This is a genomic window from Bacillus piscicola, from assembly GCF_022458745.1.
Taxonomy (GTDB): domain Bacteria; phylum Bacillota; class Bacilli; order Bacillales; family Marinococcaceae; genus Alteribacillus_A; species Alteribacillus_A piscicola.
The window spans coordinates 141,470-154,148 of the sequence record NZ_JAJJJF010000001.1; the positions used below are offsets into that span (position 1 = coordinate 141,470).

Annotated in this window: 14 protein-coding genes; 10 read left to right on the plus strand and 4 right to left on the minus strand. The window is 48.5% G+C overall.

Features of this window, described 5'->3' with window-relative positions; all coding sequences use genetic code 11:
- Positions 1-247: 247 nt before the first annotated feature.
- Positions 248-1,180 carry an NAD(P)-dependent oxidoreductase gene (locus LOR49_RS00670; RefSeq protein ID WP_275899436.1) on the plus strand — a complete coding sequence of 311 codons (933 nt, stop codon included), beginning with the start codon at positions 248-250 and terminating at the stop codon, positions 1,178-1,180.
- Between the two features lie 343 nt (positions 1,181-1,523).
- Here LOR49_RS00670 and LOR49_RS00675 read toward each other — a convergent pair whose 3' ends face one another.
- From LOR49_RS00675 to uvsE, 3 genes are all read right to left on the minus strand, one after another.
- Positions 1,524-2,120 carry a DUF421 domain-containing protein gene (locus LOR49_RS00675; protein ID WP_240374073.1) on the minus strand — a complete coding sequence of 199 codons (597 nt, stop codon included), beginning with the start codon at positions 2,118-2,120 and terminating at the stop codon, positions 1,524-1,526.
- A gap of 63 nt (positions 2,121-2,183) precedes the next feature.
- Positions 2,184-2,663 carry a YugN family protein gene (locus LOR49_RS00680; RefSeq protein WP_240374074.1) on the minus strand — a complete coding sequence of 160 codons (480 nt, stop codon included), beginning with the start codon at positions 2,661-2,663 and terminating at the stop codon, positions 2,184-2,186.
- Positions 2,664-2,757: 94 nt separating this feature from the next.
- Positions 2,758-3,720 carry a UV DNA damage repair endonuclease UvsE gene (uvsE, locus tag LOR49_RS00685; RefSeq protein WP_240374075.1) on the minus strand — a complete coding sequence of 321 codons (963 nt, stop codon included), beginning with the start codon at positions 3,718-3,720 and terminating at the stop codon, positions 2,758-2,760.
- 148 nt (positions 3,721-3,868) lie between these two features.
- On the opposite strand from uvsE, the gene LOR49_RS00690 reads away from it, so the two are divergent.
- The 7 genes from LOR49_RS00690 to LOR49_RS00720 all read left to right on the plus strand — a co-directional run bounded on the left by LOR49_RS00690 (position 3,869) and on the right by LOR49_RS00720 (position 9,983).
- The gene (locus LOR49_RS00690) at positions 3,869-4,126 is read left to right on the plus strand and encodes a hypothetical protein (protein WP_240374076.1); all 258 of its coding nucleotides are present in this window, start codon (positions 3,869-3,871) and stop codon (positions 4,124-4,126) included.
- Positions 4,123-4,503 carry a retropepsin-like aspartic protease gene (locus LOR49_RS00695; protein WP_240374077.1) on the plus strand — a complete coding sequence of 127 codons (381 nt, stop codon included), beginning with the start codon at positions 4,123-4,125 and terminating at the stop codon, positions 4,501-4,503. Before LOR49_RS00690 ends, LOR49_RS00695 begins: the two co-directional genes overlap by 4 nt.
- Before the next feature lie 190 nt (positions 4,504-4,693).
- The gene (locus LOR49_RS00700; RefSeq protein WP_240374078.1) at positions 4,694-6,067 is read left to right on the plus strand and encodes a vWA domain-containing protein; all 1,374 of its coding nucleotides are present in this window, start codon (positions 4,694-4,696) and stop codon (positions 6,065-6,067) included.
- A gap of 956 nt (positions 6,068-7,023) precedes the next feature.
- Positions 7,024-7,281 carry a transcriptional regulator SplA domain-containing protein gene (locus LOR49_RS00705; RefSeq protein ID WP_240374079.1) on the plus strand — a complete coding sequence of 86 codons (258 nt, stop codon included), beginning with the start codon at positions 7,024-7,026 and terminating at the stop codon, positions 7,279-7,281.
- Positions 7,274-8,302, plus strand: a complete 1,029-nt coding sequence (gene splB, locus LOR49_RS00710; protein ID WP_240374080.1) for a spore photoproduct lyase — start codon at positions 7,274-7,276, stop codon at positions 8,300-8,302. Before LOR49_RS00705 ends, splB begins: the two co-directional genes overlap by 8 nt.
- Before the next feature lie 198 nt (positions 8,303-8,500).
- A complete protein-coding gene (locus LOR49_RS00715; RefSeq protein WP_240374081.1) occupies positions 8,501-9,121 on the plus strand; it encodes an IMEF encapsulin system ferritin-like cargo protein in 621 nt (206 codons plus the stop codon).
- 13 nt (positions 9,122-9,134) lie between these two features.
- Positions 9,135-9,983, plus strand: coding sequence for a family 1 encapsulin nanocompartment shell protein (locus tag LOR49_RS00720; protein ID WP_240374082.1), 849 nt, complete (start codon positions 9,135-9,137; stop codon positions 9,981-9,983).
- Between the two features lie 117 nt (positions 9,984-10,100).
- Here the strand turns inward: LOR49_RS00720 and LOR49_RS00725 are convergent, their stop codons facing one another.
- Complete coding sequence (locus LOR49_RS00725) at positions 10,101-10,565, minus strand: hypothetical protein (protein ID WP_240374083.1); 465 nt, start codon at positions 10,563-10,565, stop codon at positions 10,101-10,103.
- Between the two features lie 207 nt (positions 10,566-10,772).
- Between LOR49_RS00725 and LOR49_RS00730 the strand changes: the two genes are divergently transcribed.
- Together LOR49_RS00730 and LOR49_RS00735 are read left to right on the plus strand one after the other, a co-directional pair.
- Entirely contained in the window at positions 10,773-11,156 is a 384-nt protein-coding gene (locus LOR49_RS00730; RefSeq protein ID WP_240374084.1) for a 2Fe-2S iron-sulfur cluster-binding protein, read from the plus strand.
- A 97-nt stretch (positions 11,157-11,253) separates the two neighbouring features.
- Positions 11,254-12,426 (plus strand): aminotransferase class I/II-fold pyridoxal phosphate-dependent enzyme, encoded by a 1,173-nt coding sequence (locus tag LOR49_RS00735; RefSeq protein WP_240374085.1) that lies wholly within the window; start codon positions 11,254-11,256, stop codon positions 12,424-12,426.
- Positions 12,427-12,679: the final 253 nt, after the last annotated feature.

A 12,679-nucleotide genomic window follows, 5' to 3' on the forward strand; every position in this document is an offset into this window, starting at 1 on the left:
ACAGTTGTATACCGGGGAAAAAAGGAAAGAGCTTTTTTAAAAAAATGCCAACAATCCTTAACAAGAACAACAAAGAGTTTCAAAGGACGTTTCATAAGACCGAAAAAGAGAGGACTGACTGGTTAAACTTGGTCTTATGAATGCTCCATAAGACCCCTGCTTCACGGTAGTCATTTTAATAGGTTGCCTAATTTGAATGCGCTCGCCTCTCCGGAAGCCTTCCGGAGAGAATCGAGCTGCCGGTTTCATGTATAATGGAAAAACAGCGGTACAGGCCGCGGTGATTATTTTCGTAAACGAGGTGAGTGTCATGGTAGTAGGTTTTGTTGGAACCGGCGTGATGGGAAGCAGTATGGCGCGCCGGCTGTTGAAGGCGGGTTACGGTGTTCTCGTGTACACGCGGACAAAAGCAAAGGCGGAAGAGCTGCTCGCAGAAGGGGCCGAGTGGTGCGAAACGGTTGCCGAGCTGGCGCAAAAAGCAGATACGGTGATCACGATGGTCGGGTACCCGCGTGATGTCGAGGAAGTGTATTTTAAGGAAAACGGGATTATCGAAAATGCCCGTCCCGGCACGTACTTAGTGGATATGACGACATCGAAGCCGGCGCTTGCGGCAGACATTTATGAGCGTGCCAAGGCAAAAGACCTTCATGCGCTGGATGCTCCTGTTTCCGGCGGAGACGTTGGGGCACGCGAAGGGAAATTGACGATCATGGTCGGTGGCGACGAAGAAAGTTTTCAGCACGTCCAGCCGATGTTCGAGGTGCTCGGTACGAATATCGTGCTGCAGGGCGAGGCAGGTGCCGGCCAGCACACGAAAATGTGCAACCAGATTACGATCGCTTCCGGTATGATGGGCGTGACCGAAGCCATTGTCTATGCACAAAAAGCGGGGCTTAATCCGGAAAAAGTGCTGAAGAGCATTGAGTCAGGTGCTGCCGGAAGCTGGTCGCTCAGCAACCTTGCGCCGCGCATGCTGAAGGGCGATTTTGCCCCTGGCTTTTACGTGAAGCATTTTATCAAAGACATGACGATCGCGCTTGAAGCCGCGGAAGAAATGGGCTTGATGACGCCGGCGCTCGAGCTTTCCAAATCCCTGTACGATAAACTCGCAGCGGAAGGCGAAGAAAACAGCGGCACCCAGGCGCTTATTAAGCTGTACCAAAAAGAAAACGAATAAGACGCGCATGCCCACTGGTTGCATAAGACCAAACTAGAGAGAAATTGTTGCGAAATCGGTCTTATGGAGTGTTCCTAAGACCAAAACTGGGGAGCGCATCAGCAAAAGTGGTCTTATGAGCCGTTCCTAAGACCAAAACTGGGGAGTGCATCAGCAAAAGTGGTCTTATGAGCCGTTCACAAGACCAAAATCGGTGGGCCGACCTGCAAAATCGGTCTTATGGGCCGTTCATAAGACCAAAACCGGGGAGAATCTCCGTCCATTTGGTCTTATGATTTAGCGGGAGCGGCAATGAACGACACAACCGGGGCTTCTGTGCTCCGGTTGTTTCGTTTGCCAGCTTTTATTGCAAGTGCTCGGGGTCGGGCGGGTCAGGTCTTCGAATGGTTTCAAAAAAGATGTCGTCATCTGCGGAGCGATGGGGATCGGGGTACGTGAGTTTGCCATTTTGGATGAGTTCGATAAGGGTTTGGATATCTTCCTTGGTCGCCGGCTGCTTTCCTTTTTTCAAGGTGTATCCTAATTGTCCGTTGGATTCAATGGTGGCGTATTGCACGTCTTGGATCGAGGAGATGCCGGCCTTGCGCAATCTCTCCTCTAACTTATCAACTGTTAAGCGTAATTTCTTTAAATTTTTTTCGAGTAAGGTGCCGTTTTCAATCACCATTACCGCTTTCCCCGTGATGACAGTCTCCGCTTTATCCAGCTTTACCTGGAGATATTCCGTTACCAGCAGAGACAAAATTAATAGCAAGGCTACTCCGAATGTGGGCCAGAGCCCATTTCCGGTTACGGGCTGGATCAACAAGGAACCGATCGCAATCATAATAATCGTTTGCGGGATTGTCATCTGCGAGATTGATTTTCGTCCGCTGATTCGGAGTAAAAGGGTGCCGACTGCAAAAATAAGAAGTGTCTGCCAAACTAATGTAAAGCTCATCTTCATTCTCCTTAAGCTGACATCTTGTATCTTTTATTTTTGGAGAGAAGTCCTCCGGTTATGCTAATCAGTTGAGGTCTCGGTTTGTTGGTTGTCTTCTTCTGTTTCTGTTTCTTCCTCGGTTTGCCGCTCGGGTATGTATTGCTCGATGACTTCTACGGCTTCGCGGCCGGCTTCTGCCCATTTTTCTTCTTTAATAATATTGCCATCTTTGTCGAGGGGCTCTTGGAATTGACTAAACCCGCTTGCGCTCGCTAGTGCATCACCACCCTCATCCAAACCGAGGTTCACGACATGTTTAATGACGTAAGGTGTCTGGAATTCGACGTAAGCGTTTCGGCTGTCTAGCTGTCCGTCGAGAACGTGGAACGGCACGCGTAAATAAATCGTCTCCCCGCCGTCGCGCTCCAAAATCGTATCGAAACAGCCGTTATCGTAATCCCAATTATCGCCTAATTCATAGTTTAAGCGGTCAAATATCTCCTGAGTTTGTCCAAAATAATGCTGCCTTCCTTCCAGGCTTGTGTTCTGCAGTTCTAACACGTAAATTCCTCCTCCGATTTTCTCATGTTGTCTATAGTTTTAACGAATTTCCCGATTACCATACACAAGCGAAAAAGCTAGTCCCCACCTGTTTTCACATTTCAAACGTAGTGCCGTCGATCCAGGTGATCCACGGAACATTTTTCAAATCGTTCACTAATTGAAAAAGCGCTTCATCTTTTTTCTTCGCTTCAATCATGCAGTCCAAGCGGTCGATGCTTCCTCTCACGTCTTGAAGAAAACGCACGAACGGCTCGGGCTCGATGTGATCGTGGTGAGCCCGAAATTGTTTTTCACTTTTGGGACTGGAAATGTGCATTTTGAGCGGAAGCGGGGAGTCGGCCCACGTCGCGATAATGCGTTCCCAACTTTCTTGCCAGCGGGGCTCTCGGTGGTTGGCGAGGTGATGGTGAAGGTCGAAAACGAGCGGGATTCCCAGTTTTTCGCATAGATACAAAGCATCCTCCGCGGTGAATGATTTATCGTCATTTTCGAGCATGATCATCTGTTGCAGGGCCTGCGGGACACGTCCCCAATTTTCAATAAATGTCTCCAGTGCTTGTTCTTTATCGTGATAGGCGCCGCCGATATGCATGACCGCACGGTGTCTCGGGTTGAGGTTCATCGCCTTCAGCATCTTGTAATGGAGTTTGAGCGTGATGAGGGAGGCTTTCAGAACTTCCTCGCGCGGCGAATTAAGCAGAACGAAATGATCCGGGTGAAAATCGAGACGCATGTGATGCGCTTTGGCATATGCTCCAAGCGCTTCGAAATCAGCGGCAAGCGGCGGCATGTACTCCCAATCTGTCAGCTCCTCATGGTCGGCAAGCGGGATGAGCCGTGAACTTAATCGAAAAAAATGGATGTCATGGGCGGCGTTATGCTGTAACAGCCGCAAACAGTTTTTAAGGTTCGACTGGGCAATTCGTTCTAATTTTCGTTTGGCGGCATCCCGATTGGGAATCTCCTTAAATCGTGTAAAGGTCATCGTTTGGGACGGCGACGCGTTTTTCACATGCACGCTCATCGCCACGTAGCCAAGCCTGACGATCGTCACACAACCCCCTCCTTTCTTTTTCTTAACATTCGTCCGAGTGCTGCCATTTATGCGACTTACGATTTCCCTGATGAGTTTTTTGAAAACCGTCTGCTCACCGCGAAAATTTGCTAAAATAGAAGAAAGCATAACGAAGGAGCGGATCGTGATGAATTGGGAAAAAGTAAGACAAGCCTATCCGGACAGGTGGGTCGTGCTGGAGGCAAAGGCGGCGCACTCTGCGGAAGGGTACCGTGTGATCGATGAGGCTGAGGTTGTTGCTGTTTTGGAGGATGCGATGGAGGCGTTTCGTCGTCATGCCGCTCTGCAAAAACAAGAGCCGCGGCGCGAATTTTATTTTTTTCACACATCCCGGGAATGCCTCGATATTTATGAAAAAAAACGGGCAGGGTTGCAGAAAATATGATTTCACTGACGGAGAAAAACGGGCTGCCTTTTATTGAGGCGACCGTGACGTTTCGCGGCGAGACGCTGGTTTTGCCGGAACTATTGGTGGACACAGGGTCAGCTGGCACGATTTTGAACGTCAACCATCTCGAGAAAATCGGGGTCAAACCGGAACCGGATGATGTAGTGGAAATGATCCACGGTGTTGGCGGCTTTGAGTTCGTCTATACGAAGCCGCTCGACCGCCTCGCGATTGGAAGCAACATCGGGGTCGATGATTTTGCTGTGGAATTAGGCGACATGGATTACGGGCTGATTCTGGACGGCATCATCGGCTACGATTTTTTAAAAGAAATTGGCGCCATCCTTGATTTAGAACGGCTGGTACTACGCTGAGTTGCGGCCTTAGGAAATTGGGTGCGCTGCTTACGTGTTGTGCATGTAGGTGAATGATGGAAAAATGGAATCTTCACCTTCATTTTATCGATAGAAAGAGGATGAAAGAAGCGGTGAAAAAGTTGAATTGTCAGCCCTCCCGTGGTTGTGGTACGTTCGTTTCAGAAGGATCAAGAGGGAGGGTCTACGGGTGAAAAAACGAATCATACCGGGAATCGCGGCGCTGCTGATGAGTGCAACGTTGGCCGCTTGCGGGAACGGAGAAGAGGAAGCGGCTTCTCAGGATGAAGCAACGGATGACACAGAAGCAGCCGAAGCAGATAAGGAAAAGGGCGAAACGGAAGGAGCGGATGATTTTGGCATTGCCGGAAGCATCGAAGAAATCATTGAGGAAAAACCGGGGAAATATGCCGGGAATGCCTACAACAAAGCGGTCATACATAGAGCGTTGGATGAGATGGATGTAGACGGTAAAGATAGCTTTGAATTGTACGGCAGTATTTTACCGCTTGTGAATGAAGCCGCGGCTTACAAAGAATTTTATGAGTTTGCCGAGAATTTTAACCCGCAAATGGAGTCGGCCATTTCGGATACGCCAGACGGGTTAAATCTTGGAGACGGCGAGGGCGGCACGAGTCCGGCGAACATCGTCATACTCTTAGACGCGAGCGGCAGCATGGCCCAAGTGATTGAGGGCCGGACGAAAATGGGGCTCGCAAAAGACGCGATTAACGATTTCGTCGCCTCGATGCCGGAAGGAGCGAATGTCTCGCTGCGCGTGTACGGCCATGAAGGCAGCAGTGACGAAAAGGACAAAGACATTTCCTGCGCCAGCACGGAAGTTGTGTATGACTTAAAATCTTATGATGAAAAAGCATTCGATGAGGCGCTCGGCCAATTTGAACCGACCGGCTACACACCAATCGCAAAAGCCATCGAAGAAACGAAAAAAGATTTTGCCGATGCGCCGGACGCGAAGGATAACATGGTTTATGTAGTCAGTGACGGTGTTGAATCATGCGGCGGTGACCCGGCCAAAGCGGCAAAGGAACTGCATGACTCCAACATCGAGGCGGTCGTGAACATTATCGGCTTTGACGTCGACAGCTCCGGACAAAAAGAACTGCTGAAGGTCGCGGAAGCAGGCGGCGGGAAATTCGAAACCGTTGATTCCGCCAAAGACTTCGAACGAGTCTGGGAACGCGAACGCGTCCGTTTGTTTAACCAATGGAGCTCCTGGACCGCCGAAAACTGGAACAAAATCTCGAGAGAAAAAACGAAAAAACTAAATGAACTGTACGGCAAAGAATCAGACTTTATGAATTTAACCTTCAGCGAAGAATCACGCCTGAAAAATGCTGTCCTGTATTTACGCAACAACGACCGCATTGACGGCGAGATAAGCCAGGAAGTACGCAGCATCATCACCCAACGCCAAGACATTTTAGAAGAATACCGAGATAAATTCGACGAACTCGAGGAAACCGTCAAAGAAGAAGGCGACAAAATCAAAGACGCCATCGATGAAAAAGGCGACGACATGAAAGACAAATACGGACGATAATAGTTGGAAAAGCTTCAAGCAGGCCGAAATAGCCACGCTTGAAGCTTTTCTTATGAATAAAAAGAGAGGGACCGACGGATTGTACCCGAAATAACGCCCCGACCCCCGTAGAAGCATCGTTTAGATGGGGAAGGGAGTCGTAAAAACGGAGGAATGCAGAAATAGCGACGTCCTAGGAGGTGTATGACGTTGCGAAATGAGAGGGAGCATGAAATAACGACGTCATAGGAGGCGTATGAAGTCGTGAAACCGGCCGAACGTGGAAATAACGACATCATAGGGCATGTATGCGGTCGCGAAACTGGCATCCCTCTGAAATAACAACATCAAAGCGCTCGAATGGGGTCGTGAAACCGGCCGAACGCGGAAATAGCGACGCATAGGAGGTGTATGACGTTGCGAAATGCGAGGGAACAGGAAATAGCGACGTCCTAGGAGACGTATGAAGTCGTGAAACTGGCGGAATCTCGAAATAACGACATCATAGGGCATGTATGCGGTCGCGAAATTGGTGTCCCTCTGAAATAACAACACCAAAGCGCTCGAATGGGGTCGTGAAACCGGCCGGACGTGGAAATAACGACGTCATAGGGGGCGTATGAAGTCACGAAATGAGAGGGAGCATGAAATAACGACGTCCTAGGAGACGTATGAAGTCGTGAAACTGGCGGAACCTCGAAATAGCGACATCATAGGGCATGTATGCGGTCGCGAAACTGGCATCCTTCTGAAATAACAACATCAAAGCGCTCGAATGGGGTCGTGAAACCGGCCGAACGCAGAAATAGCGACGTCATCGAGAGTGGATGACGTTGCGAAACGCGAGACTTTACACCTTGACGTTGCGTGAATGTAAATCGTTTTTTGAAAAAAATCATCGTCGTTTTTTTCCAGTTCATAAAGCCACGCTGCGCGGGTACACTACGGGGAGAAAATACAAGAAGGTCGGTGATCACATGATGATGGATGGGTCTTTTATTCCGGGGGATGTGGTGTACGTTATTATTCGCAATCCGCATGCGCAGGATGTAGCGAATGTGCAGGAGGCGGCGGTGGTAACGAATCCTGATAACCCGAGTGAGCTGGCGCTGTTTTTGTATGAAACGTATTATCCGCTTACCGATGAGGTGGCGGTGTACCAGACGGCGGACGCGGCAGAACAGGCGTATCAGGAGGCATTTGGCATGCCGGATACGGGGGACTATTATGGTTAAACCGTTCGTGCCGGAGCTCGTGTACGTGGAACCGCGGGCGCTCGAATATCCGCTTGCGAAAGAGTTGATTCCGAAGTTTGAGAAGATGGGAATTGAAATTAGGGAGACGACCTCGCACAACCAGATTCGCAACCTGCCCGGGGAAAATCATTTTCAAAAATATCGGAACGCTAAATCGACGTTAGTGGTCGGGGTCCGGAAGACGTTGAAATTTGATACGTCGAAACCGTCGGCGGAGTATGCGATCCCGTTTGTGACGGGGTGTATGGGGCACTGCCATTATTGTTATTTGCAAACGACGATGGGCGACAAACCGTATATTCGTACGTACGTCAACACGGAGGATATTTTCGAGGCAGCGGACGCGTATATGAAAGAGCGCGCGCCGGAGCCGACCCGTTTTGAAGCATCGTGTACGTCGGATATCGTCGGGGTCGACCACCTCACCCATACGCTGAAAAAAGCAATCGAGTTTTTTGGGGAATCCGAGCACGGGCGACTCCGTTTTGTGACGAAATTTGCCCATGTCGATCATTTGTTGGACGCGAAGCACAATGGCCGCACTCGTTTTCGCTTCAGCATTAATGACGATTACATTATCAAGTATTTTGAGCCGGGAACGTCGCGGTTGAAGGAAAGAATTGAAGCGGCGGTGAAAATTGCGGAGGCAGGCTATCCGTTAGGCTTCATTATTGCGCCGATTTACTTGCATGACGGCTGGAAAGAAGGGTACAAAGACATGCTGGAGAGGCTGGCAAAAGAGCTGCCAGATGTGGCCAAGGAAGATCTAACCTTTGAAATGATCCAGCACCGTTTTACGAAGCCGGCGAAACGCGTGATCGAAAAAAACTACCCGATGACGAAGCTGGAGCTTGATGAGTCGAAGCGAAAAACGAAATGGGGGCGCTACGGCATCTGGAAATACGTCTATACGGATGAAGAACAAGAAGACATTAAGGACACGATCGGCGGCTACATTAACACCTATTTTCCAAAAGCAAAGCTCGAATATTTCACGTGAAAGATGAAAAAAACTCTTCTCTGTATAGCCTGACAGTGAAGGGTTTTTTCATGAGAAACTTTCATGAAAAAAACTTGTTTCACGTGGAACATACTTTCGCTTTTTCTTTTTTAGCCAAGAGAAGGGGTATTACTTGTTTGTAAAATGGAAAGTAATGTACAATAATGAAAATAACGGCATTATCATGGAGGTGGATCTGTGGAAACTTCATTTTCGCAATTGGAAGATATATTTCATCGCACGCGGGATGCGTTAAATGAATTTAAAGATATTATCACCCCGGTTATTGAGAATGCGGAAGATGACCACGAACGTTTGTATTGGCATCACATTTATGAAGAGGAAGATCATCGGCTGGACCGGCTGGAGCATCTGCTGCCGGAGCTTGAAACGGTAAAAGGGGACAGCCATTCCTTGGAAGACAGGGAAAAGATACTTCTGCTCCAAGATATAAGCCTCGAGAAATTTGGTTTGCATAATTTCTTGGAGCATCTGGATCTTTCTCTTTATACATTTACAGATTCGGAAGCAGCGGATAAAATTCGTGAACTGCGCGACATGACCGCAGCTGATTATGAGACAACAAAAGCCTTGATGGACGAACTCAATGAAGAGTTCAAAGGCAATCTTTCTTTTAACGCTTCCGTTCCGACAGATGAGAAAGAGAACGTGAATGAGAATTTGAAGGTAGAGGCGTATGCTTCAGCTTCTCCTTCTGCGGAAGCTAACAGTGAGCCTGACACCCCTGACAAACCTCATGAATATAGGTTGACACGCACAAAGAAGCAATTAACAGTTGGAAGTTTGAAAAATAATTAATGGAGGTTTGATCATGGACAAAACGACAATTTACGCAGATTCCCCATTAAATAGCAGTGAATGGAATGCGCTTGATGAGACTGTTTTTGGGCATGCGAAAAAGCAACTAATCGGCCGACGTTTTATTGATATATACGGACCACTCGGCGAAGGCGTCCAATCGGTGCCGACGGATATTTATGAAGCACCGGGGCGCGGCGGCATGAGTTTTCACGGTTCGGAAACGGAACTTTCTACACCGAAACGCCGCGTGAACCTGACCGTTCCGCTTTTGTATAAAGACTTTATTCTGTTCTGGCGCGACATTCAGCAGGCGAAAACGCTGGACAGCCCGATTGACTTTTCTGCTTCAGCGAACGCCGCGCAGCAGTGCGCACTTTTAGAAGATGACCTCATTTTTAACGGGTCTGAAGAGTTTAAGTTGAAAGGGATCATGAATGTAAAAGGCAGACTGTCGCATATTCGCAGCGACTGGATGAAGTCCGGTAATGCCTTTACAGACGTTGTGGAAGCGCGCAATAAGTTGTTGAAGATGGGACACACTGGCCCGTTTGCGCTCGTGCTCTCACCGGAATTATATGCCCTCATCCACCGTGTTCACCAAGACACCCATGTGCTTGAGATCGAGCACATTCGTGAACTAATGCCGGCAGGAGTCTTCCAATCACCGATGATTCAAGGAAACCGCGGTGTCGTGGTAGATACAGGGCAGCAGAACTTGGACCTTGCGATTGCGAGTGACTTTGATACGTCCTTTATTGATGAAGATAACATGAACTATATCTTCCGCGTATACGAATCCATCGTGCTTCGGATTAAGCGGCCAACCGCGATTTGTACATTGGAAGATCCGGACGAATAAGAGACAGGAGAAGGGGCCTCCTCAGCCCTTTCCTCTTTTTTAAGAGTACAAAAAGGACCAGACGCATAAACCAGTCTGATCCTTTTTTGTATTTATATGTGTATAACAGGGAGTGTATTATGCAATGGTGTAGACTTTCTCGTCCGGATAAATCGCGCTGACATCGATTTCTTCCTTGGCATTTTTCAAGCCGATGTCTTGGATAAGGAGCATGGCTTCCTCGACGAAAATCGGGTTCAGGTTATCTTCATGAAGATCGCACAAGCGCTTTAAGTACTTCATTTTTTCTTGCATTTTCACTTGCTTGAATTCTTTATTACAGAGCTCGCAGATTTTCTTATGCTGCGGTTGGTGGATGAGGCTGACATCTTTGGCGTTTACGATGAGCATATTGCCTTCCTCTGTCACACAGCTGAGGGAGCAAAGAGCTGTACCGATCATCTCCACTTTGGTAATGACAATATTATGGAATTCCTCACCGGATGATAGACGCAGATAATCACTCTCAATGACACCACCAACTTTACGCTCATTCCGCAAGATACTATGCATATCGTCAAATCCATTCACCCGTGTATTCAACGTAACCCACTCCTTTATTTGTATGTTTTAACGTTTTGTCGACGGTACGCCGACCTATATACATGCACGTGTGTTTATAAGTATGTTTTGATAAAATAGTTTATGAAAACGATTCTCATTATTAATGTCATTGTAAGTGAAAATCTTTCTCAAGTCAAGGGTTAAATTTTTAGATAAATTGAAAAATATTCCGGGAGGGGATTTTTTTTGAAAAAGTTAACGATCGGGTCGTTGAAGGCAGGACAGGCAGGATACAGCACGTCGACGGTGGCGCGCGCACCGGAAGCACCGGTGAGGGCACCAGAGCGCCGGGAAACCGTACAAAAAACCGCCGTGCCGCAATTGAAAATCGAACAGCATGATAAGCAGTTTCACGTGGAAAGAGTGCCGCGGCAAACGGTGCTCGAGACGGCGCTCCAACAGAACATTCCGCTTGATTTTAAATGTAAAAAAGGAACGTGCGGCAGGTGCCGGGTGAAAGTAGAAGACGGCATGAGCCTCATCAGCACCCCGAATGACGCCGAACGAAAACGCCTGGGAACCGAATCGCAACAAGGCTTCCGGCTCGCTTGCCAGAGTGTTTTTAGCTAGATAGAAAATGCAGGAAAAATCCTTTTAATGACGGGAAGAGTAGCTGCATATCTTATGGATAGGGGCTAACTTCGGTGTTAGGAAAGGGGCTGGCGGTATGCTGCGATCGAAGCGGGTGGCAGGGGTGTCTCCTTATGTGTTTTCGGCGATTAACCGGCGGAAACAGGAGCTTGCGGATGCGGGAATGGATGTGATTGACCTGGGGATTGGCGCGCCGGATGTACCGACACCGCCGCATATTGTCAGGAAAGTAACGGAGGAATTACAAGATCCGCGGAATTTTCAATACTCGCCGTACCAGGGCTGTGCGGAATTTCGGGAAGCAGTGGCAGCATATTACCGGCGAGAGTATCAAGTAGACCTAAACCCAGAGACAGAAATTTTAACGTTGATCGGATCAAAGGAAGGGATCGGTCATTTTTTTCCAGCGGTGCTAAACCCCGGAGATACGGTGCTTGTACCGGACCCGGGTTACCCGCCTTATGAAACGGCCGCACAGCTTGCAGGGGTGGAAACGATTCGGATACCGCTTCAGAAAGAGAAACAGTTTGTGCTGGATGTTGCGGATATTACAGAAAGCGATGCAAAAACAGCGAAAGCATTGATCGTAAATTATCCTGCGAATCCGACAGGTGCCACGGTCGGGATTGATTTTTTTGAAAAAGCTGCCGCGTTTGCGGAAAAATATGATTTGCTTTTGATCCACGATGCTGCCTACCAACAGGTTGTGTTCGACGGATACCGGGCTCCAAGTGTGCTTGAGGCAAACACGGACCGTGCGCGACTCCTTGAATTTGGTTCGCTCTCGAAAAGCTACAGCATGGCAGGATGGCGGATTGCATGGGCGGCCGGCTCAGCCGAAGCACTTGCCAGCTTGGCGATTGTGAAAAGTAACCTGGACACAAGCCAATTTCTGCCGATTCAAAAAGCCGCGGCACTTGCCTTAACGGGGGATCAATCTTGTGTAAAAACATATAATCAACTCTTGGAAAAAAGAATGATCGTTATGCAAGAAGCGCTCACTCGGGTCGGGATTCGAGTGAACAAAACGCGGGGAAGCCTTTTTCTCTGGAGTAACGTACCGCCGGGTTGGGACTCAGGCAGCTTTACGGAAGCACTATTGGAACAGAAAGGCGTCATCGTCACCCCAGGGAAAGCCTTCGGGAAAACGGGAGAAGCTTTTTTCCGCGTATCCCTGACAGTAGAAGAAAAACGACTCCAAGAAGCCGCCACACGAATTGGCGCATTTCTACAAGAACACCGGGAGTGAAGGTTGCCTCCAAAAGCAGAGGAGCAGCAACACGAAACAGACTCATAACCGGCTACATGAGACAAGAAAAGCGAAGGACACCTGGAAAAGCTGTCTCATGGCCGACTCAAAAGACGAAAAACGGGTTGAGCTGATGTAAAAGTGGTCTTATAGAGGTTTCAAAAGACCAAAACCGGGGAGGGGCGCTGTAAAAGTGGTCTTATAAAGGGTTCAAAAGACCAAAACCAAGGAGAGCCACTGCAAAAGTAGTCTT

Bases quoted from the DNA above. Each gene is read 5' to 3' on its own strand.
- LOR49_RS00670 (WP_275899436.1), top strand. From the start codon at position 248: ATGTATAATGGAAAAACAGCGGTACAGGCCGCGGTGATTATTTTCGTA.
- LOR49_RS00695 (WP_240374077.1), top strand. From the start codon at position 4,123: ATGATTTCACTGACGGAGAAAAACGGGCTGCCTTTTATTGAGGCGACC.
- splB (WP_240374080.1), top strand. From the start codon at position 7,274: ATGGTTAAACCGTTCGTGCCGGAGCTCGTGTACGTGGAACCGCGGGCG.
- LOR49_RS00675 (WP_240374073.1), bottom strand. From the start codon at position 2,120: ATGAGCTTTACATTAGTTTGGCAGACACTTCTTATTTTTGCAGTCGGC.
- LOR49_RS00735 (WP_240374085.1), top strand. From the start codon at position 11,254: ATGCTGCGATCGAAGCGGGTGGCAGGGGTGTCTCCTTATGTGTTTTCG.
- LOR49_RS00690 (WP_240374076.1), top strand. From the start codon at position 3,869: ATGAATTGGGAAAAAGTAAGACAAGCCTATCCGGACAGGTGGGTCGTG.
- LOR49_RS00720 (WP_240374082.1), top strand. From the start codon at position 9,135: ATGGACAAAACGACAATTTACGCAGATTCCCCATTAAATAGCAGTGAA.
- LOR49_RS00705 (WP_240374079.1), top strand. From the start codon at position 7,024: ATGATGATGGATGGGTCTTTTATTCCGGGGGATGTGGTGTACGTTATT.